19 protein-coding genes are annotated in these 17008 nt (G+C 62.9%); 6 read left to right on the plus strand and 13 right to left on the minus strand.

Annotated elements, in window-relative coordinates; genetic code table 11:
* Window positions 1–8: 8 nt before the first annotated feature.
* The 4 genes from ACFMPD_RS10190 to hisH all read left to right on the plus strand — a co-directional run bounded on the left by ACFMPD_RS10190 (window position 9) and on the right by hisH (window position 2993).
* Entirely contained in the window at window positions 9–569 is a 561-nt protein-coding gene (locus tag ACFMPD_RS10190) for a hypothetical protein (protein WP_380993786.1), read from the plus strand.
* Window positions 570–645: 76 nt separating this feature from the next.
* On the plus strand, window positions 646–1338 hold the full coding sequence (locus ACFMPD_RS10195; protein ID WP_380993788.1) for a metal-dependent hydrolase: 693 nt from the start codon (window positions 646–648) through the stop codon (window positions 1336–1338).
* Window positions 1339–1762: 424 nt separating this feature from the next.
* Window positions 1763–2350 carry an imidazoleglycerol-phosphate dehydratase HisB gene (gene hisB, locus ACFMPD_RS10200; protein WP_380993789.1) on the plus strand — a complete coding sequence of 196 codons (588 nt, stop codon included), beginning with the start codon at window positions 1763–1765 and terminating at the stop codon, window positions 2348–2350.
* Window positions 2351–2354: 4 nt separating this feature from the next.
* Window positions 2355–2993 (plus strand): imidazole glycerol phosphate synthase subunit HisH, encoded by a 639-nt coding sequence (gene hisH / locus ACFMPD_RS10205; RefSeq protein WP_380993790.1) that lies wholly within the window; start codon window positions 2355–2357, stop codon window positions 2991–2993.
* Window positions 2994–3113: 120 nt separating this feature from the next.
* On the opposite strand, the gene ACFMPD_RS10210 is transcribed toward hisH, so the two are convergent.
* The 10 genes from ACFMPD_RS10210 to ACFMPD_RS10255 are packed head-to-tail and all read right to left on the minus strand — an operon-like array spanning window position 3114 to window position 10791.
* On the minus strand, window positions 3114–4811 hold the full coding sequence (locus ACFMPD_RS10210; protein WP_380993792.1) for a Na(+)/H(+) antiporter subunit D: 1698 nt from the start codon (window positions 4809–4811) through the stop codon (window positions 3114–3116).
* Window positions 4804–5151, minus strand: coding sequence for a hypothetical protein (locus ACFMPD_RS10215; RefSeq protein ID WP_380993793.1), 348 nt, complete (start codon window positions 5149–5151; stop codon window positions 4804–4806). Before ACFMPD_RS10215 ends, ACFMPD_RS10210 begins: the two co-directional genes overlap by 8 nt.
* Window positions 5141–6646 (minus strand): proton-conducting transporter transmembrane domain-containing protein, encoded by a 1506-nt coding sequence (locus tag ACFMPD_RS10220; protein ID WP_380993794.1) that lies wholly within the window; start codon window positions 6644–6646, stop codon window positions 5141–5143. Before ACFMPD_RS10220 ends, ACFMPD_RS10215 begins: the two co-directional genes overlap by 11 nt.
* A gap of 9 nt (window positions 6647–6655) precedes the next feature.
* On the minus strand, window positions 6656–8182 hold the full coding sequence (locus ACFMPD_RS10225) for a monovalent cation/H+ antiporter subunit D family protein (protein WP_380993796.1): 1527 nt from the start codon (window positions 8180–8182) through the stop codon (window positions 6656–6658).
* A complete protein-coding gene (locus ACFMPD_RS10230) occupies window positions 8182–8622 on the minus strand; it encodes a cation:proton antiporter subunit C (RefSeq protein WP_380993797.1) in 441 nt (146 codons plus the stop codon). The genes ACFMPD_RS10225 and ACFMPD_RS10230 overlap by 1 nt, the downstream gene beginning before the upstream one ends.
* Complete coding sequence (locus tag ACFMPD_RS10235; protein WP_380993799.1) at window positions 8616–9056, minus strand: Na(+)/H(+) antiporter subunit B; 441 nt, start codon at window positions 9054–9056, stop codon at window positions 8616–8618. Before ACFMPD_RS10235 ends, ACFMPD_RS10230 begins: the two co-directional genes overlap by 7 nt.
* Window positions 9056–9766 carry a DUF4040 domain-containing protein gene (locus ACFMPD_RS10240; RefSeq protein ID WP_476463236.1) on the minus strand — a complete coding sequence of 237 codons (711 nt, stop codon included), beginning with the start codon at window positions 9764–9766 and terminating at the stop codon, window positions 9056–9058. The genes ACFMPD_RS10235 and ACFMPD_RS10240 overlap by 1 nt, the downstream gene beginning before the upstream one ends.
* On the minus strand, window positions 9663–10025 hold the full coding sequence (gene mnhG, locus ACFMPD_RS10245) for a monovalent cation/H(+) antiporter subunit G (protein WP_380993800.1): 363 nt from the start codon (window positions 10023–10025) through the stop codon (window positions 9663–9665). The genes ACFMPD_RS10240 and mnhG overlap by 104 nt, the downstream gene beginning before the upstream one ends.
* Entirely contained in the window at window positions 10022–10309 is a 288-nt protein-coding gene (locus tag ACFMPD_RS10250) for an MrpF/PhaF family protein (RefSeq protein WP_380993802.1), read from the minus strand. Before ACFMPD_RS10250 ends, mnhG begins: the two co-directional genes overlap by 4 nt.
* Window positions 10309–10791 (minus strand): Na+/H+ antiporter subunit E, encoded by a 483-nt coding sequence (locus tag ACFMPD_RS10255; RefSeq protein WP_380993804.1) that lies wholly within the window; start codon window positions 10789–10791, stop codon window positions 10309–10311. The genes ACFMPD_RS10250 and ACFMPD_RS10255 overlap by 1 nt, the downstream gene beginning before the upstream one ends.
* 262 nt (window positions 10792–11053) lie before the next feature.
* On the opposite strand from ACFMPD_RS10255, the gene ACFMPD_RS10260 reads away from it, so the two are divergent.
* Both ACFMPD_RS10260 and ACFMPD_RS10265 read left to right on the plus strand, forming a co-directional pair.
* The gene (locus tag ACFMPD_RS10260) at window positions 11054–11539 is read left to right on the plus strand and encodes a rhodanese-like domain-containing protein (protein WP_380993805.1); all 486 of its coding nucleotides are present in this window, start codon (window positions 11054–11056) and stop codon (window positions 11537–11539) included.
* On the plus strand, window positions 11536–12372 hold the full coding sequence (locus ACFMPD_RS10265) for a CE1 family esterase (protein ID WP_380993807.1): 837 nt from the start codon (window positions 11536–11538) through the stop codon (window positions 12370–12372). Before ACFMPD_RS10260 ends, ACFMPD_RS10265 begins: the two co-directional genes overlap by 4 nt.
* Window positions 12373–12384: 12 nt before the next feature.
* On the opposite strand, the gene mdoH is transcribed toward ACFMPD_RS10265, so the two are convergent.
* Genes mdoH through ACFMPD_RS10280 form a run of 3 tightly spaced genes read right to left on the minus strand, consistent with a single transcriptional unit; the run spans window position 12385 to window position 16999 of the window.
* Window positions 12385–14259: a glucans biosynthesis glucosyltransferase MdoH gene (gene mdoH, locus ACFMPD_RS10270; RefSeq protein ID WP_380993809.1), complete on the minus strand. Its 1875-nt coding sequence runs from the start codon at window positions 14257–14259 to the stop codon at window positions 12385–12387.
* The gene (locus ACFMPD_RS10275) at window positions 14256–15758 is read right to left on the minus strand and encodes an OpgD/OpgG family glucan biosynthesis protein (protein ID WP_380993811.1); all 1503 of its coding nucleotides are present in this window, start codon (window positions 15756–15758) and stop codon (window positions 14256–14258) included. Before ACFMPD_RS10275 ends, mdoH begins: the two co-directional genes overlap by 4 nt.
* Complete coding sequence (locus ACFMPD_RS10280; protein WP_380993812.1) at window positions 15755–16999, minus strand: OpgC family protein; 1245 nt, start codon at window positions 16997–16999, stop codon at window positions 15755–15757. The genes ACFMPD_RS10275 and ACFMPD_RS10280 overlap by 4 nt, the downstream gene beginning before the upstream one ends.
* Window positions 17000–17008: the final 9 nt, after the last annotated feature.

The raw sequence follows: 17008 nt of genomic DNA on the forward strand, positions 1-17008 counted from the left end.
GTGACAGGTTGCAGGACCTGCCGCTCATCGACGTGTTGCCGCAAACCGAAACACGGGTCCACCGGATGATCATGATCGCCACGCTGGTGTTCATCCTGGCATCGGCCATTCCGTTCATACCCGGGGCCGAAATCGGGTTTGCGCTGCTGATGCTTTTTGGCGGCAAGATCGCATTTCTGGTCTATCTCGCCATGTGCGCGGCCTTGCTGCTGGGCTTTCTTCTGGGCCGACTGGTGCCATTGCACCGCGCCGCCCGGCTGTTCGCGGCATTGGGATTCGCAAACACCGCCGATCTCGTCATCGAAATGTCGCGCCTTGACCCGGACGCCGGCCTGCGATTGCTGATCGCGCATATGCCCCGCCGCCTTTTGCCAACCCTGCTGCGGCACCGCTATCTGGCCATTATCGCGCTGTTCAACCTGCCGGGTAATTCGTTGTTGGGCGGCGGCGGCGGCATCGCTTTCATTGCCGGCATGAGCCGCCTGTTCTCCTTTCCAAAATATCTGGCGAGCGTGCTGCTCGCGGTCGCACCGTTTCCGTTGCTCGCGACGCTTGCCGACCGGTTTTGATGATCGTTTTCATCCGCGGGCAATGGTGTTTTGCAGGCTGCATGCTAATCTTGCGGCGATCATCAAGGAGGGGCTTATGAAAATCATCTGGCTTGGACATGGCAGTTTCCGAATCGAAACCGAGGACTTGGTTCTGCTGGTCGATCCCTGGCTGACCGGCAATCCGGTCCTGGCCGAGGACCAGCACGACGCCGCCGTTAGCGGCGCCACCCACATCCTGCTGACTCATGTGCATTTTGACCATGTGGTCGACGTACTGCCCCTGGCCAAGCGGCTGAACATCCCGGTGATCGGGCAATACGACCTGATGGGCCTGTGGGGCGAGACCGAGGGCATCGAGACCGTCGGTTTCAACAAGGGTGGCACGGTCGCGGTGGGCAATGCCCGCGTGTCGATGGTCACCGCTCAGCACTCCTCGACCTTTTCCACCGAGGACGGGCTGCGCACTGGCGGGTCCGAAGTCGGATACATGATCGCCGCCGAGGGCCGGATGATCTATCTCAGCGGCGATACGGATATCATGGCCGACATGGACTGGTTCGGCGATTACTACAAACCCGATATCGGCATCCTGTCCGCCGGCGGGCATTTTACCATGGATATGGACAAGGTCGCCTATGCCGCCAAGCGCTATTTCAACTTCAAGACCCTGATCCCCTGCCATTACCGGTCGTTCCCGGTGCTCGAACAATCGGCCGAAGCGCTGATCGCCGCCCTGCCCGATGTCGACGTGATCGAGCCGCAGGTGATGCAGGCCATCGAGCTTTGAAACGGCGCCCCCGACCGGTGTGCGCCGGTCGGGGTCATGTTCTCCAGGTACAGCGGAACTGATACCGTCCCGTGGTGCGGAACGTTCCGCCGGCCTGTCTGACCGTGCGCAGCCGACGGATACAGGTCAGCCGTGGCATTCCTGCGTGCCTTTCCGATCAAGTCGACCGGCATTCCCTTGATCGGCAGGCGGTCCAGCGCTTGGAATTCGGCGGGTACGGGGGGATATATCCTGGATGTCATCCTGCTGTTCCCCATGAAAATCACACTGGGAAAACGCAGCGCGAGATTGACTGCCCTGATACAAGTTTTGCGTGCCGGACACGGTTTCGGATCTGTTTTTCCACGGATTTCCAGGCGCCGCCGCCTTTACCTGCCCGGCCCAGCATCTATAAGAACCGGGCAAGCCCCAGCGAGGAACCAGGATGCGCAGCGCCACCATCACCCGAAAGACCGCCGAAACCGAGATCTCGGTCACGATCGATCTGGACGGCACCGGGATCTATGACAACCAGACCGGGGTTGGGTTCTTTGATCACATGCTGGACCAACTGGCGCGGCATTCGCTGATCGACATGACGATCCGGGCGCAGGGCGACACCCATATCGACGATCACCACACGGTCGAGGATACCGGTATCGCGCTGGGTCAGGCGCTGGCGCAGGCTCTGGGCGACAAGCGCGGCATCGTACGCTATGGCGCCTGCCTGCTGCCGATGGACGATGCGCTGGTGCGCGCCGCACTGGACCTGTCAGCCCGGCCGTTTCTGGTGTGGAATGTCGATCTGCCCACCGCCAAGATCGGCAGTTTCGACAGCGAGCTTGTGCGCGAGTTCTTTCAGGCTCTCAGCACCCATGGCGGCATCACCCTGCATGTCGACCGGTTGCACGGGCTGAACAGCCACCATATCGCCGAGGCCGCATTCAAGGCCGTGGCCCGCGCCCTGCGCGACGCCGTCGAGACCGACCCGCGCAAGGCCGATGCGGTGCCCTCGACCAAGGGTGCCTTGTAGGCGCATGCTGACAGCGATCATCGACTATGAAAGCGGCAATCTGCATTCCGCGGAAAAGGCGTTTCAGCGGATGGCGCGCGAGGTGGACGCCGGCACCGTGGTGGTGACCGGCGATGCCGATGTCGTCGCCCGCGCGGATCGCGTCGTGCTGCCGGGCGATGGCGCCTTTCCGGCCTGTGCCGCCGCCCTGCGCGGCCATTCCGGCCTGTTTGATGCCCTGGTCGAAGCGGTGGAAACCCGCGGCCGGCCCTTTCTGGGCATCTGCGTCGGCATGCAGCTGATGGCCAGCCTGGGACGCGAATACCAGGACACGCCGGGTCTGGGCTGGATCGCGGGCGAGGTGATCAGGATCACTCCGACCGATACCGCGCTGAAGGTTCCGCATATGGGTTGGAACGATCTGGTGATCGACCACGGTCATCCGGTGTTTGACGGAATATCCAGCGGCGATCACGCCTATTTCGTGCATTCCTATCAGGTTCACGTCGAGAACGCCGCCGACCGGCTGGCACATGTGGACTATGGCGGCGACGTCACCGCGGTAATCGGCAGGGGCACGATGCTGGGCATGCAGTTCCATCCCGAGAAAAGCCAGGCCGCCGGCCTGCGGATGATCGCGAACTTTCTGCGCTGGACGCCCTGACACCCGCGCCGCCGCCCGGACAATCCCGAGCCGCCGCCCGGACAATCCCGAGAATTTTCCAGAAATGGCCCTGCGGATCCGGCGGGCGGCCGGCGGGCGGGTTGCCCCGCCCTGCCCCGGTCAGCTGAGGTAATTCACCACCAGCGCGACGCCCAGCAACACCCCGATCCACAGCACCATGGCACCGGTCGGCCAATATTGCGACACCCGTCCCTCGGGACCATAGGAATGGTAGAGCCGGATGATCAGCCCCTTGAACCACACGCCCTTGAGATGGTCCAGCATCCGAAAGAACGAGCCAAAGGGCCAGGCCAGCCAGCGCAGCAGAGACGGCAGCAATCTGCGGTAGGTCCAGTCGAAATCCAGATTCACCGATTTCAGCTCGGGCGGATAGATGCCCGTGCGCATCAGAACCGTAAAGGCCAGCGCCGAGAAGAACAGCAGCTGCAGCTGGGTGATCACATGGGTGGTGGTATAGGATTCATAGCTGACGTCGAACGGCAACAGCGCATAGAGCGGCGCCGGATAGACCCCGACAGCGATACAGAGGAACGCGGTCAGACCCATCGCCAGCAGCATGTTCCAGGGCGCCTCTTTCGGGCGTTTGCCGCTGTCATGGGCAAAGAAGGCGAAATAGGGAATCTTGATGCCTGAATGGTGGAACACCCCGGCCGAGGCAAACAGCAGGATGCCCCAGACGATGTAATAGCTTTCCTTGGCCGACGCCGACAGGATCAGCGATTTCGTGACAAAGCCGGAGAACAGCGGAAAGGCCGAGATCGAGGCCGCGCCGATGACGCAAAAGATCATTGTCAGCGGCATGGTCTTGTACAGTCCGCCCAGTTCCGACCCCTTGGCAGTACCGGTACGGAACAGCACGGCGCCGACGCTCATGAACAACAGCGCCTTGTATAGGATATGCGCAAAGGCATGCGCCGCGGTGCCGTTCAGGGCCAGTTCCGTGCCGATGCCGACACCGACGACCATGAACCCCAGCTGGTTGTTCAGACTATAGGCCAGAACCCGGCGCAGATCGTTCTCGATCACGGCGTAAAAGATCGGGAACAGCGTCATGATCGCGCCGATATAGACCAGGATCTCGGTGCCTGCAAAGCCGCGCGCCAGCGAATAGACCGCCAGTTTCGTGGTAAAGGCCGACAGGATCACCGTGCCGGTGACCGTGGCTGCCGGATAGGCGTCCTGCAGCCAGTTATGCAGCAGCGGAAACGCGCATTTCATACCAAAGGCAATGAAGATCAGCCAGGTGCCAAGCGTGCCCAGCTGCATTTGCTCGAAGGCGATGCTGCCGGTATCGGCATAGTTAACGATCACGCCGGCCAACAGGATCACCCCGGACCCGACCTGAATGATCAGATAGCGCAGACCGGTGTGATAGGCCCCCTCGGTGCGCCGCGCCCAGATCAGGAACACCGACGAGATCGCGGTGCCTTCCCAGTAAAAGAACAGGGTGATCAGATCGCCGGCCAGCACCGCCCCGATCGCCGCCCCGGCATAAAGCAGCGCCGCCACCTGTTGCACCAGGTCCTTGACGTGCCAAGCATAAAGATTGCCCAGAAAGGCCGCGATACAGAAGATCAGCGCAAAGATGCGGCTCAGCTTGTCCACCCGCATCAGCTCCAGCGTAAAGCCAAAGAAATCGACCGGCACCAGATTGCCGAAGGGCAGCGCATAGACCTGCAGAACCGCGATGACCGGTACGGTCAACAACAGCGCCGCGCGCGCCGGCCCGCGGGGCAGCAGCGGCAGAACCAGGGCCGCCAGAAAGAACAGGAATGCGGTGGGTATGGACTCAAGCATCGTAATCCACCTTTTCCAAATGGTCTTCGGGGAAGGTCTCGGATTCCACGTCCTTGGGCGCGTAGTAATCCTCGGGCCGTTTCAGAAACAGGCGCATCACCTTGGCGCAGACCACCAGTGCGGCACACATAAAAAAGCCGTACAGCGCGTAAAAGCCCGGGAAATCCTCGATCGCGAGATAGCTGTGCTTGTGATAGACGAAATCCGCCAGAAACAGCACGGCACAGACCGCGTATAGCGCATAGACGATCTTTTCCACGCCGCCGGGCTTTTCCACCCATAGCAGCGCCCGGCCCAAAGCCGGGAACTTGTCGGGATCGTCCGGGGTCTTATTGTCCATTGCTCATCCCTCCGTCTGACACCGCCGGCCCCGCGTCTGCCACCAGCGGGGACAGGAATGTCTGGATATCTCCGGCATAGAAGAACAGGACCAGGCAGCCAAAGGCGGTCAGCGCCGGCGGCAGCCAGACCAGCACGCCGGCTTCGGTCGATTTCGCCCCGGCCGCGATCTCCGGGTTCGGCAGGAAAAAGCCGCGCCCGACGATGGACAGCAGATAGGCCACATTCAACAGCGAACTGATCATCAGCACCGCGATCATCACCCATTGCCCGGTATCGGCGGCGCCCATGACCAGCAGCCATTTGCTCCATGATCCGCCCAGCGGCGGCAGGCCGATGATCGACAGCGCCCCGATCAGAAAGGCGCCATAGGTGATCGGCATGATGCGGCCCAGCCCGGTCATCTGGCTGATCTCGGTCTTGTGCACGGCGACATAGATCGAGCCGGCGCACATGAACAGGGTGATCTTGCCCATCGCGTGCATGGCGATATGCATGCCGCCGCCCAGCACCCCCATCGAGGTCGCCAGTGCCATGCCCAGGGTAATATAGCTGAGCTGACTGACGGTGGAATAGGCCAGCCGCGCCTTCAGATTGTCCTTGGTCATCGCCACGATGGACGCCGCAAGGATGGAGAACGCCGCCAGCCACATCAGCCATTCAGAGGCGCCGGTTTCGGCCAGAAAGTCGATGCCAAAGATATAGATGCCGACCTTGAGCATGGTGAACACGCCCGCCTTGACCACCGCAACCGCGTGCAGCAGGGCCGAAACCGGCGTCGGCGCGACCATGGCCGAGGGCAGCCAGCGGTGAAACGGCATCAGCGCCGCCTTGCCGATGCCAAAGGCATACAGCCCCAGCAGCACCGCCACCATCGGCCCGGCGATATGGCCGTCCAATATGCCGCCCTTGGTGAAATCCAGCGTGCCGGTGATGGTATAGGTCCAGATCACCGCCACCAGCTGCAGGCCGATCGAGGTGCCGATCAGGATGCCCAGATAGGTGCGCGCGCCCGACGTCGCCTCGGCCGTGCCCTTATGCGCGACCAGCGGAAAGGTCGACAGGGTCAGCGCCTCGTAGAACAGGAACAGCGTGAACATGTTGGCGGAAAAGGCGATGCCCATCGTGGTCGAGATCGCGATCGAGAAAAAGCAGAAGAACCGGGCGTGATGTGCCTCGTTGTTGCCGCGCATGTAACCGACGCCATAGAGATGCGTGACGATCCACAGGCCGCTGGCGACGATCGCGAACAACAGGCCCAACGGCTCGACATTGAACGCCAGATCCAGCCCCGGCATCACCGAGAACAGCACCATCGGCTCGGTCGTACCATTGCCGACATTGTACAAAATGTTGAGGACGCACAGAAAGGTCAGGACCGCGGCGCCCAGCGTCGCGCCGTCCCGCAGATCAGGCTTGTCGCGCAGGACCAGGTTGCTGATGGCAGCCAGAGCCGGAATCAGCATGCTGGCGAGTATGGCTGTATTGGTATCCATGACGCTCCCCTAATGCAGTCCGGAGGAGCCGGCCATCAGGCCCTGCGCCGCCGTCTGGGCCGCGCCCACTGTCACGTCCGTGTTCAATCCGAAATAGATGCAAGCCAGGGCCGCGATCCACATCGGCACCAGCATGATGGCCGGCACTTCGCGGGCCTGGCTGTCATCGGGTGTCGTCCGCATGTACAGCACCTCGACCACGCGCCAGACATAGATCACCGCCAGCAGACTTGAGGCGACGATCAGCAGGGCGACCAGCCACCAGCCCTTTTCCAGCGCCGCCTGCACCAGCACCCATTTCGAGATGAAACCGGCCGTGCCTGGCACGCCGATCAGGCTGAGTCCGCCCACGACCACCGCGGCCGAGGTCAGCGGCATCCGCCGCCCCAGCCCCTGAATGGTGTCGTAAAACGAACCCCGCACGCTGAACACATAGGCACCCACGGCCATGAACAGCGTCGCCTTGGTGATGCCGTGGTTGAACAGATGCGCAATCGCCGCGGTCACCCCGGTTTCCGTCAGAAACGCGATGCCCAGCAGGATATAGCCGATTTGCGCCACGCTGGAATACGCCAGCATCATCTTGAAATCGCTTTGAAAGATGGCGACGAAACTGGCCGCGAACATGGCGATCAGGGCGATTGGCAGAATGATGAATTCCAGCGTGCTGACCTCGAAAACAAAGGCCGGCTGAAACACCGAAAAGATGAAGCGCAACATGACATAGACCGCCACCTTGGTGGCCGTGGCCGCCAGAAAGGCGGTGATCGCAGAGGGCGCATAATTATAGGCCGGCGGCAGCCAGCGGTGCAGCGGGTACATCGCCACTTTCAGCCCGATTCCCACGACGATAAAGGCAAAGGCGGCGCGCACCGTGCGGCTGCCACTCTGTTCGGGGATGCGTTCGGCCAGATCCGCCATGTTCAGCGTACCGGTTGCCATGTAGAGAAAGCCGATGCCGATCACGAAGAAGGTCGCGCCAATGGTGCCCATGATCAGATAGTCATAGGAGGCGGTCAGCGCTCGCTTGTCGCGCTCGGACCCCTGCGCGATCAGCACATAGGTGGACAAGGACGAGATTTCGAGGAAAACAAAGACGTTGAACGCGTCGCCGGTGATCGCAACCCCCAGCAGACCGCTGAAACACAACAGAAAGGCGGCGTAAAACAGCGTGTGATGGCGTTCGGACACTTCCTGTTCGATGCTTTTATAGGCATAGGGCAGCACGACCGTGCTGATCGCGCTGACCAGCAGCAGCACATAGGCATTCGCCGCATCGACCCGATATTCGATGCCCAGAGGCGGCGCCCAGCCGCCCATGTGATACGAGATGACGCTGCCATCCATGACCCGGACCAGCAGCAGGATCGCGATGACGAACGAAAGCGCGCTGGCGGCAAAGGCGATCGGCCAGGCCAGGCGGCGGTTGGCCAGCACCACGATCAGGGGCGCCGCCAGGAACGGGACCAGCACCTGCAGGGCAGGCAGATGGTCGGCCAGCGTCAGCGCCGTGTGTTCTACGGTTCCGGACGCCATCAGCCGCGCTCGCCCACGACTTCGCTGTGCAGCTTGACCTCGTTCCGGGCGATCTCTTTTTCGATATTCAGAATGTCTTCTTCCTCAATGGTTCCGTATTCCTCGCGGATGCGGACGATCATCGCCAGCCCCAGCGAGGTGGTGGCGACGCCCACCACGATCGCGGTCAGGATCAGCACATGCGGCAGCGGGTTCGAATAGACCACCGTCGGATCGACATCCATGTCGACGGGAAAGATCGGGGCGGTCCCGCCGGTCACCTTGCCGATCGAGATGTAGAGCATGAAAACGGCCGTCTGAAAAATGTTCAGGCCGACGATTTTTTTTACAAGATTTCCTTTGGCCACAACGATATACAGGCCGGTCATCATCAAGACGATGAACAGCCAGTAATTCGCGTGGCCGACGATGAATGCCCAGTTTTCCTGCATCGTCACCATGCCTCGTCATCCATGATCGGTGTCCGCGATGTGAAGGCGTAATAGATCGTGACCATGACACCGGTCACGGTGACGCCGACGCCCAGTTCCACCAGCAGGATGCCGTAGTGCTGGCCATGTTCCGGGTGGCTGGGGCTGAGCGCGGCATAGTCCAGAAAGGCATAGCCCATGAAAAAGCTGATCAACCCGGTCCCGGCATAGATCAGCACGCCGAGGGCGGCCATCTTGTGCACCAGCCAGGGCGGAAGTACCCGTTGCACCTCGTCCAGGCTGAACACGACGCCATAGATGATGAAAGCCACCGCCATGATCACGCCGGCCTGAAATCCGCCGCCCGGCGAATAGTCGCCGTGAAACTGCACATACAGCGCGAACAGCATGATCGCGGCAATCAGCAACTTGGTGATGACCCGCAGGATCAGGTGGTGCCGCATCAGACGTCCTCCCTATTGTTCCGCCGCCGCCGCCGCAATCCGCTGATCAGCAGCAGCACCCCGATGCCGGCGGTAAACACCACCGCGACCTCGCCCAGCGTGTCATAACCGCGATAGCTGGCCAGGATGGCGGTCACGATGTTGGGCACACCGATCTCGTGCTGGCTCTGCTCGATATAGTCGGGCGAGACATGCACCTGGGCCGGCGCCGTGGCGCTGCCGAAATTGGGCATGTCCAGCGTGCCATAGATCAGCGCCGCGCCGGTCACCAGCACCACAAACAGCGGAATCAGCGGCGAATGGGACGAAGGCCGCTCGAACCGGCGGGTCAGCGCCAGGGTGCCCAGCATCAGCACCGTTGAAATACCAGCGCCGACAGCCGCTTCGGTAAAGGCCACGTCAACCGCGTCCAGCGTCACCAGCAACAGGGCCGACAACAGGCTGAACACGCCCGACAGCATCGCCGTCGCGAACAGGCTTTGCGTCCGGACCACGGCCAATGCGGTCGTGACCAGCAAGGTGAACAATACGATGTTGATGAAGGTTTCGATGTCGGACCTGCCTTGTCGTCTTGCTGTTTCGTGGTGCCCGATCCCGGGCGGCTTGTCAGTTCTGGGTCGGCTCTGCGCGCTCGGTGTCGTCCTCGTCGTCCGGCTCGACCGCCGATTTCGGCCGCAACCCCGAAACCAGCGCCGCGTTGGCCACCGCATGGGTCGCAGTCGGCCCTGTTATGAACAGGAAAATCAGGATGATGAACAATTTCACCGTCACCAGGTTCAGGCCTGAATGCAGAGCCATACCCAACAGCAGCAGGATCACCCCGGCACTGTCCAGCACCGACAGGGCGTGCAGCCGCGCCCAGAAATCCGGGAACCGCACCAATCCGAACGCACCGACGATCACGAAGAACGATCCGGAAAGGATGCAGATCCAGCTGAAAATCGTCAGGGCAAGGTCCATGCCGCTCATCCGTCCGCCTCCTGCACGTCGCGCCGCACATCGCCGATGGCGCGGTAACGGAAGAATTTCAGGATCGCGATGGTACCGACAAAGTTGATCAGAGCGTAGAGCAGCGCGATGTCCAGAAAATCGGGGCGGCCGGTCAGGAAACCGATCACGCCGATGAACAGCACTGTCAGCGTCCCAAAGGCGTTCACCGCCATGACCCGGTCATACAGGGTCGGGCCGACAAACAGCCGGTACAGCACCAGGATCATCGAGATGAACAGCGCAATGGTGGCCAGTACGAACATCATGCCTCCCGCAGGTTTTCAGTGGCGCTGACGCGCCGGTCCATTTCCGCCAGACCGTCCATGTCTTCGGGGGCGTAGGAAATGGCGTGCACGAGGAAATAACCAAGATCGGTTTCCACCGACAATGTTCCCGGTGTCAGGGTGATCGAATTGGCAAAGATCACCTGCCCGAGATCGGTTTTCTGGGAATAGGGCACCGGAAACATGTGCGGTCGGATCATCATGATCGGTGACAGGATGATCCGGGTCACGGCCAGGTTGGACTTGGCGATCTCGATCAGCAGCCAACAGACGTAGCCGATCGTGCGCATCGGCCGCAGGCGGATATCGACGGCATCCCCGTCGACCTGATCCATGCGACGCACGACGTAGATCACCAGCAGAATCGACACCGCACCCAGCCCGACGACCAGTGGTTTGTAGATGCCTGACATCAACAACCAAAGAGCGGCCAGAACCGCAGCTGCTGCAATTGTTCGCACCCGTTTCCCCCACCCTGCCGGACACGCGCCGTTTTAGTTCAGCGCTGTTGTTGACCGGTTTTCTTTTCTCGATTCGGATAAATAGTAAGAAAAATCTTTATCTTTGTACACACAACGTAATCCCGCGCATCAGCGTCATCCTGTCCCGGTGCAAGCTGTTGAACTGACGCGAACTTGAACCGGTTCGCGCCTTGCGCCCAAGGCGGGTGCCGCATTTCGTGTTATGCCTGTACAGGAAGAGTCCCCGGGAAGGACACAGTGCATGGATCGGGCCGGAATAAACATCGGGCGACCGGGCCGCCGCACCGCGATGGTGCTGGTGGTCGCGGGCTTGTTGTTCGCCGTGATGGCCTATCGCGGCATGTGGTTCGCACCGCGCTATGCCGGGCCCAGCCTGTCTGTCACCCAGGCCTTTGATCTGGCTGCGCGCAATCAGGTCCTGCTGATCGACATCCGACGTCCGGATGAATGGCGTGACACCGGCCTGCCCCGGCACGCCCATGCGCTGGACATGCGGCGCGATGACTTCGGCGCCGCCCTGACCGCCCTGACCGCTGGCGACCGGGCACGGCCCATCGCCCTGATCTGTGCGCGCGGCGTGCGCTCGGCGCGGCTGGCAAGGCGGCTAAGCAATGCCGGTTTTGATCAGATCATCAACGTGCCCGAGGGCATGTTGGGCTCGCCCGCCGGCCCCGGCTGGCTGGCTGCCGGTTTGCCGGTCACGCCGGTTCCAGAGTCCGGTACATGATCACGAGAACCGCATTTTCCGCGGCTGTCTGCCTGTGCCTGACGGCGCTGCCCGCCCCGGTAGGGGCGGCCTGCGGCACCGATCCCGGGGCCTGTGCCCTGGATGGGCGCGAGTATCACGCGGCGGTACCGGCCTCGCCGCATGCGCCAATCGTCGTCTTTCTGCACGGGGTCGGCAGCAGCGGCGGCAACGTGATGCGCAACACGGTCCTGGTCGATGACATTCTGGCGCGGGGCTATGCGGTCCTGGCACCGACCGGCCAGCGACGGTTCGGCCCGGGCGCCGGGCGCGCGTGGTCTTTCCGACCGGCCGAAAAGCGCGTCGCCGAGGCCGATTTTCTGCACCGGGTTGTCGCGGACTCGGCGCGGCGCTTTGACCTGAATGCCGGGCGCGTGCTGTTGGCCGGGTTCTCCAACGGCGCGTTTCTGGTCAACTATCTGGCCTGCACTGCACCGGACAGCTTTGCCGCTTATGCGGCGGTATCCGGCGGGTTCTGGCGGCCTCTGCCCGAGAATTGCGCCGGGCCGGTGAGGCTGTTTCACACCCATGGCTGGGCTGACCCGACGGTGCCGATCGAGGGCCGTTTCCTGGCCCGGGGGCGGTTTCAGCAGGGCGACATCTTTGCCGGACTGGAATTGTGGCGCCAGACCAATCTTTGTCCCCACGACAAGCCCAGCGGCTTTTCCCGCACCGGCCCATTCTGGCGTCGCAACTGGCGCGACTGCGCGCCCGGTGCGGCGCTGGAACTGGCCCTGTTTCCCGGCGGGCATCAGGTACCGGCAGGCTGGGCCGACATGGTGCTGGACTGGTTTGAAACCGTCACGGTCAACTGACTGTTTCGTCAGCTATTCCGCCGGCGTGCCCGTGACATCGTGTTCCAGCAGCGATTTCAACTCGTTGCGGTAATGCCGTGCCGCCTGGGTAATCAAGGGCTCGCGATAGACCTCGCGCGTGCCCATCCAGCCGCGTGCGCGTCCGGCCATCGGCAAACCGCTGAGCGCCGACAGGGGCACCGCACAGACCAGGCTGACCGCAATCGGCAGCAGCCAGGGCGAAACCAGCCCGGCCAGAATGCCGGTCATCAGGGCGGCACCGCTGACGGTTTCCAGGATATGGCACTTGATCAGCGTGCCCAGTCCATAGCGCCCGCCATCGCGGGCCTGGGGCGACCAGCCCTTTTGCAACCCGAACAGCGTGCGGAACACCGCGATCATCTGCTGCACCATCAGAATCGGCGCATAGATCACCGACAACAGGACTTCGGACAGGAACGACAGGGCAAACCGCCAGCCGCCGCCAAATTCCTGGAACCGGACCCCGGTCAGCGGCAGGGCAGCGATGCCCATCAGTTTCGGCGCCAGCAGCATCGCATACATCAACACGATGATCAGCACGTGACGCGCCTCGGTCAATTCCGGCCAGGTCGGTGTCAACGGGTTGGTTTCGCTGAAATAGACCAGCACGCTGGCGTCCTCGCCGACCCCGATCAGCGCCCACATCACCAGCAGCGCAAACCAGATCGGCGACATCAGATAGCCGACCGCGCCATGAAACATGTGAAACCGGCTGATCGAACGGAATCCGCGCGACCAGAGCAGGTTCAGATGTTGCAGATTGCCCTGGCACCAGCGGCGGTCGCGCAGGATGTGATCGACCAGGGTCTGCGGCGTTTCCTCATAGCTGCCCCGGATGCGCGGCAGGAACCGCACGCCCCAGCCGGCCCGGCGCAACAGCCCGGCCTCGACGAAATCGTGGCTCATGATCAGCCGGTCCTGCCCGCGCCAGGACCGCAGATGTGGCAGCCCCGCGCATGAGGCAAAAGCGGCGGTGCGGATGATCGCGTTGTGGCCCCAGTAATTGCCCTCTTGCCCGCACCAGCGGGCAACGCCCTCGGCCAGCGCCGCGCCATAGACGCCATTGGCAAACTGCTGCATCCGGGCAAAGACCGACTGCGCGCCGATCAGCTGCGGAAAGCTCTGGATCAGGCCGGCGCCCGGATCGCGGGCCAGCGCATCGGTCAGACGCAGGATCGCCCGTCCGGTCATCAGGCTGTCGGCATCCAGCACCAGCATGGCCGGATAGTCGCCGCCCCAGTTGGCCACCCAGTCGGCAATGTTGCCGACCTTGCGGTCGGTGTTCTGTTCGCGGCGGCGGTAATAAAGTTTCAGACCCGGCGACAGGCTTTCCTGCAGCGCCAGAACGCTTTCCTGTTCCTGCGCGGCAATGGCATCGTCGCGGGTGTCGCTGAGGATGAACATCGAATAGTCATGCGCCCCGCCCCGGGCGCGCAGTTCCTCGAGCATCGAGCGGGCGTTGCCCAGCACATACCAGGGCACCTCGTTGTAGATCGGCATCAGCAGCGCCACCCTTTGGGGCTGCGGCGGCACCGGGCGCGCCGGCGGTTCGCGCCGGGCCAGCGAAACCAGCCCCAACGCCACGGTGCTGACGGTGAAGGCGATCCAGAAGAAGTTGAAGCAGATCAGCACCAGCAACAGCATCTCGACGGCATTGATCCCGCCATCGTCGAACCAGCCATGGATCGCCCAGGTCAGGGCCAGCGTCGCCAGAATCGCCGGGCTGAAGGCCAGCAGACGCCAATAGGCGATGCCGCGGACCGGGGCCGCGCCCGGCGCGCCCCTGTCCCGAAACGCCGTGGCGAAATCCTGTTCGGGCATCGCCATCGGCGCGCGCGGCGGCATGATGTGCAGATCCTGTCTCATGCGGTCCACCGGTACAGCCAGACTTCGCTGGCCATCTGGCCGTCCTTGCGCAGCTGCGCGCGCAGTTCGACCATGTCGCGATCACCGGGTTCAAAGCTGAAGGCGAGCCGCAGGCCACCGGTTTCCGGATTGCGCTGCAGGACGCCTTCGCTGGTATCCACATGCGGCGAGCCGACATGGGCGGTAATCGCGTCGGGACCCTCGTCAAACAACGGATCCGCCTCGAAATCCACCGTCACCACGCGCTGGCCGTGGAACCCGCCCCCCATCCTCGTGTTGATGACCTGCGGATAGCCGACCGCGACCGGCGCGCGGGTGCCCCAGGTCAAACGGTAGGACAGATCAATGCGCGATCCGGCCGCATAGGGTTCGGCGGGCCGCCAGTAGGCGACGACATTGTCATAAATCTCGCGATCCGCCGGAATTTCGACCAGGGTCACGGCGCCCTTGCCCCAATCGCCGCGCGGTTCGACCCACAGGCCCGGGCGGCGGTGATACAGCGCTTCGAGATCGGCGAAATCGGCCAGTCGCCGCGCCCGCTGCATCAGACCGAACCCGCGCGGGGCCGAATCCAGAAACGACGACACCTGCAGCCGTTTCGGGTTGGCCAGCGGCCGCCACAGCACCTCGCCCGCGCCGTTCAGCATCATCAGCCCGTCGGAGTCATGCACGGCGGGGCGGAAATCGTCGAACCGGTGGCGGTTGGTCTCGTCGAACAGGAACATGCTGGTCAGCGGGCCAAGACCGACATGGGGCAGGTCCTCGCGCGCAAAAAGCGTCGCCTCGACATCCATCACACAGGCCGGGCCGGCGGTGATGTCAAAGCGAAACGCCCCGGTGACGCTGGGGCTGTCCATCAGCGCGTGCACCACCATGTTGCGCTGCCCCGGTGCGGGGCGTTCCAGCCAGAAGCGGATGAAATCCGGAAATTCCTCGCCCTCGGGATCGCCGGTCTTCAGCGCCAGCCCCCGTGCGGACAGCCCATAGATCTGGTCCAGTCCGATTGCCCGGAAATAACTGGCCCCCTGAAACACGCAGAATTCGTCGGTCTGGCCCGGGCGGTGCATCTCGGTGCGCAGGCGCAGCCCGGAAAAGCCCAGCGTTTCATCCACCGGCAAATCCGGCACGCTGGGCGATTTCTCGAACATCGACAGGTCGAACGGCACCGGCGTGGCAAGGCCGTTCTCGACGGTCTCGACCTTGATGGTGCGCGGGAAATACAGGCCGGGCGTAAAGAAATCGACATTGAACGGTGTGTCGGTCCCGTACCACAGCGCCGCCTCGGGGCGGAAACGGATCAGCTTGTACTGCTCGTAGGTCAGATCGCGCCAGGCCTGCGGAACCATGTCGCGGGGCGCATATGCGGTTTGGGAAAGCTGCTGGGCGGCCGCGACCACCTGGTCACGGTCGAACCGCGTTTCCGGGGCGCTGGCCGCCGCCCGCCCGGCCAGGGCAAAGGCCGATGTCGTTGCCAGAAAATCTCGGCGCGTCAGTGTCATGCGCGGCTGCTCCGCCAGGGATGCGATTTGAACCAGCCGGCGATATAGGCAACCGCAACGATCATTGCAAACCCTGCCAGATTGATCAGCAAAACCGTGCCGGCGCTGCGCCCCATCTGGTCCAGAACGAACCCCAGCAGCCGCGCCAGCGCCATCGAGAACACAAAGACCGCCAGAGATTGCTGGCCGACCTTGGACACGATGTTCAGGACCACGCGCCACAGCCGCGCCGCAGCGCCTGCCCCGCTGGCGCGCAGGCGGCGTCCGCCCTCGCCGGCAGCGACCCATGCCAGATAGGCCAACGCCAGGAAATGCAGGTACCGCAGCACCCCGAACTCGGTTTTGGCGCGCAGGCTGAACCCGCTTTCGACCTCGTGGGCGCGCATCAGCGTCCAGACATCGCGCAGTTGCTCGCCCAGCGCCGGGCTGGTGGCGGCAATCCAGGTCTGCACCTTCCACGATCCGAACGGGGCGGACAGCACCAGAAAGGCGATGCAGAGCCAGATCAGGCCGCGCGAGACCGGCGGCGGCGGCAGCCAGCCGCGCATCAGCGCAAAGCCGGTGAAGAACAGCAATTGCCAGCCAAAGGGGTTGAAGAACCAGACCCGCTCGGACCAGGGTTCGGCCGGCAGCGACAGAAATCCGAGATTGGCCGCCAGCCAAATGGCAACACTGGCGGCAGCGACGGCCCACAGCGACAGACCGGACAGCGCTATGAACAGCGGCATCAACGCCAGCACCACCAGATACATCGGCAGAATGTCGAAATAGTTCGGCACATAGGTCAGGGTGAAAAAACCGACGATCTGCGGCATCGGATCGCTAAAGAAACGACCCAGGTTCAGCGCGTTGACATAGCTCTTTTCGAAACTGCCATAGGTGTCCAGCGCCGCCATGCTCATGGCGACAAAAAAGAACAGCCCGATATGCGCCCAGTAGACCTGCCAGACCCGGAACAGCACCCGGGCCGAGCCCAGCAACCAGCCCTTGCGCGCAAAAGCGCCGCCAAAGGCAATGGCCGAGGCCATGCCGGAACAGAAGACAAAGATCTCGGTGGCATCCGACCAGCCGAACCGGGCCGGGATCCAGCCGCTCCAGGGATTGAACGGGATATGCGCGACCAGAATGATGAACATCGCGATGCCGCGATAGAAATCCAGACGCGGATCGCGCGGCTTTGCCGGAGTCACGGGGGACGCCGGGGGCGATTGAAACTGGGTTGCGGGCGATACCGTCGCCATGATCTTGTC

This window comes from Sedimentitalea sediminis (assembly GCF_042687825.1).
In the GTDB taxonomy this organism is placed as follows: Bacteria; Pseudomonadota; Alphaproteobacteria; order Rhodobacterales; family Rhodobacteraceae; genus Sedimentitalea.

Excerpts from the sequence above, each read along its gene's own strand:
- ACFMPD_RS10195 (WP_380993788.1), top strand. The coding sequence starts at position 646 with ATGAAAATCATCTGGCTTGGACATGGCAGTTTCCGAATCGAAACCGAG.
- hisB (WP_380993789.1), top strand. The coding sequence starts at position 1,763 with ATGCGCAGCGCCACCATCACCCGAAAGACCGCCGAAACCGAGATCTCG.
- hisH (WP_380993790.1), top strand. The coding sequence starts at position 2,355 with ATGCTGACAGCGATCATCGACTATGAAAGCGGCAATCTGCATTCCGCG.
- ACFMPD_RS10210 (WP_380993792.1), bottom strand. The coding sequence starts at position 4,811 with ATGCTTGAGTCCATACCCACCGCATTCCTGTTCTTTCTGGCGGCCCTG.
- ACFMPD_RS10215 (WP_380993793.1), bottom strand. The coding sequence starts at position 5,151 with ATGGACAATAAGACCCCGGACGATCCCGACAAGTTCCCGGCTTTGGGC.
- ACFMPD_RS10220 (WP_380993794.1), bottom strand. The coding sequence starts at position 6,646 with ATGGATACCAATACAGCCATACTCGCCAGCATGCTGATTCCGGCTCTG.
- ACFMPD_RS10225 (WP_380993796.1), bottom strand. The coding sequence starts at position 8,182 with ATGGCGTCCGGAACCGTAGAACACACGGCGCTGACGCTGGCCGACCAT.
- ACFMPD_RS10230 (WP_380993797.1), bottom strand. The coding sequence starts at position 8,622 with ATGGTGACGATGCAGGAAAACTGGGCATTCATCGTCGGCCACGCGAAT.
- ACFMPD_RS10235 (WP_380993799.1), bottom strand. The coding sequence starts at position 9,056 with ATGCGGCACCACCTGATCCTGCGGGTCATCACCAAGTTGCTGATTGCC.
- ACFMPD_RS10240 (WP_476463236.1), bottom strand. The coding sequence starts at position 9,766 with ATGCGGTGGCCAACGCGGCGCTGGTTTCGGGGTTGCGGCCGAAATCGG.
- mnhG (WP_380993800.1), bottom strand. The coding sequence starts at position 10,025 with ATGAGCGGCATGGACCTTGCCCTGACGATTTTCAGCTGGATCTGCATC.
- ACFMPD_RS10250 (WP_380993802.1), bottom strand. The coding sequence starts at position 10,309 with ATGTTCGTACTGGCCACCATTGCGCTGTTCATCTCGATGATCCTGGTG.
- ACFMPD_RS10260 (WP_380993805.1), top strand. The coding sequence starts at position 11,054 with ATGGATCGGGCCGGAATAAACATCGGGCGACCGGGCCGCCGCACCGCG.
- ACFMPD_RS10265 (WP_380993807.1), top strand. The coding sequence starts at position 11,536 with ATGATCACGAGAACCGCATTTTCCGCGGCTGTCTGCCTGTGCCTGACG.
- mdoH (WP_380993809.1), bottom strand. The coding sequence starts at position 14,259 with ATGAGACAGGATCTGCACATCATGCCGCCGCGCGCGCCGATGGCGATG.
- ACFMPD_RS10275 (WP_380993811.1), bottom strand. The coding sequence starts at position 15,758 with ATGACACTGACGCGCCGAGATTTTCTGGCAACGACATCGGCCTTTGCC.
- ACFMPD_RS10280 (WP_380993812.1), bottom strand. The coding sequence starts at position 16,999 with ATGGCGACGGTATCGCCCGCAACCCAGTTTCAATCGCCCCCGGCGTCC.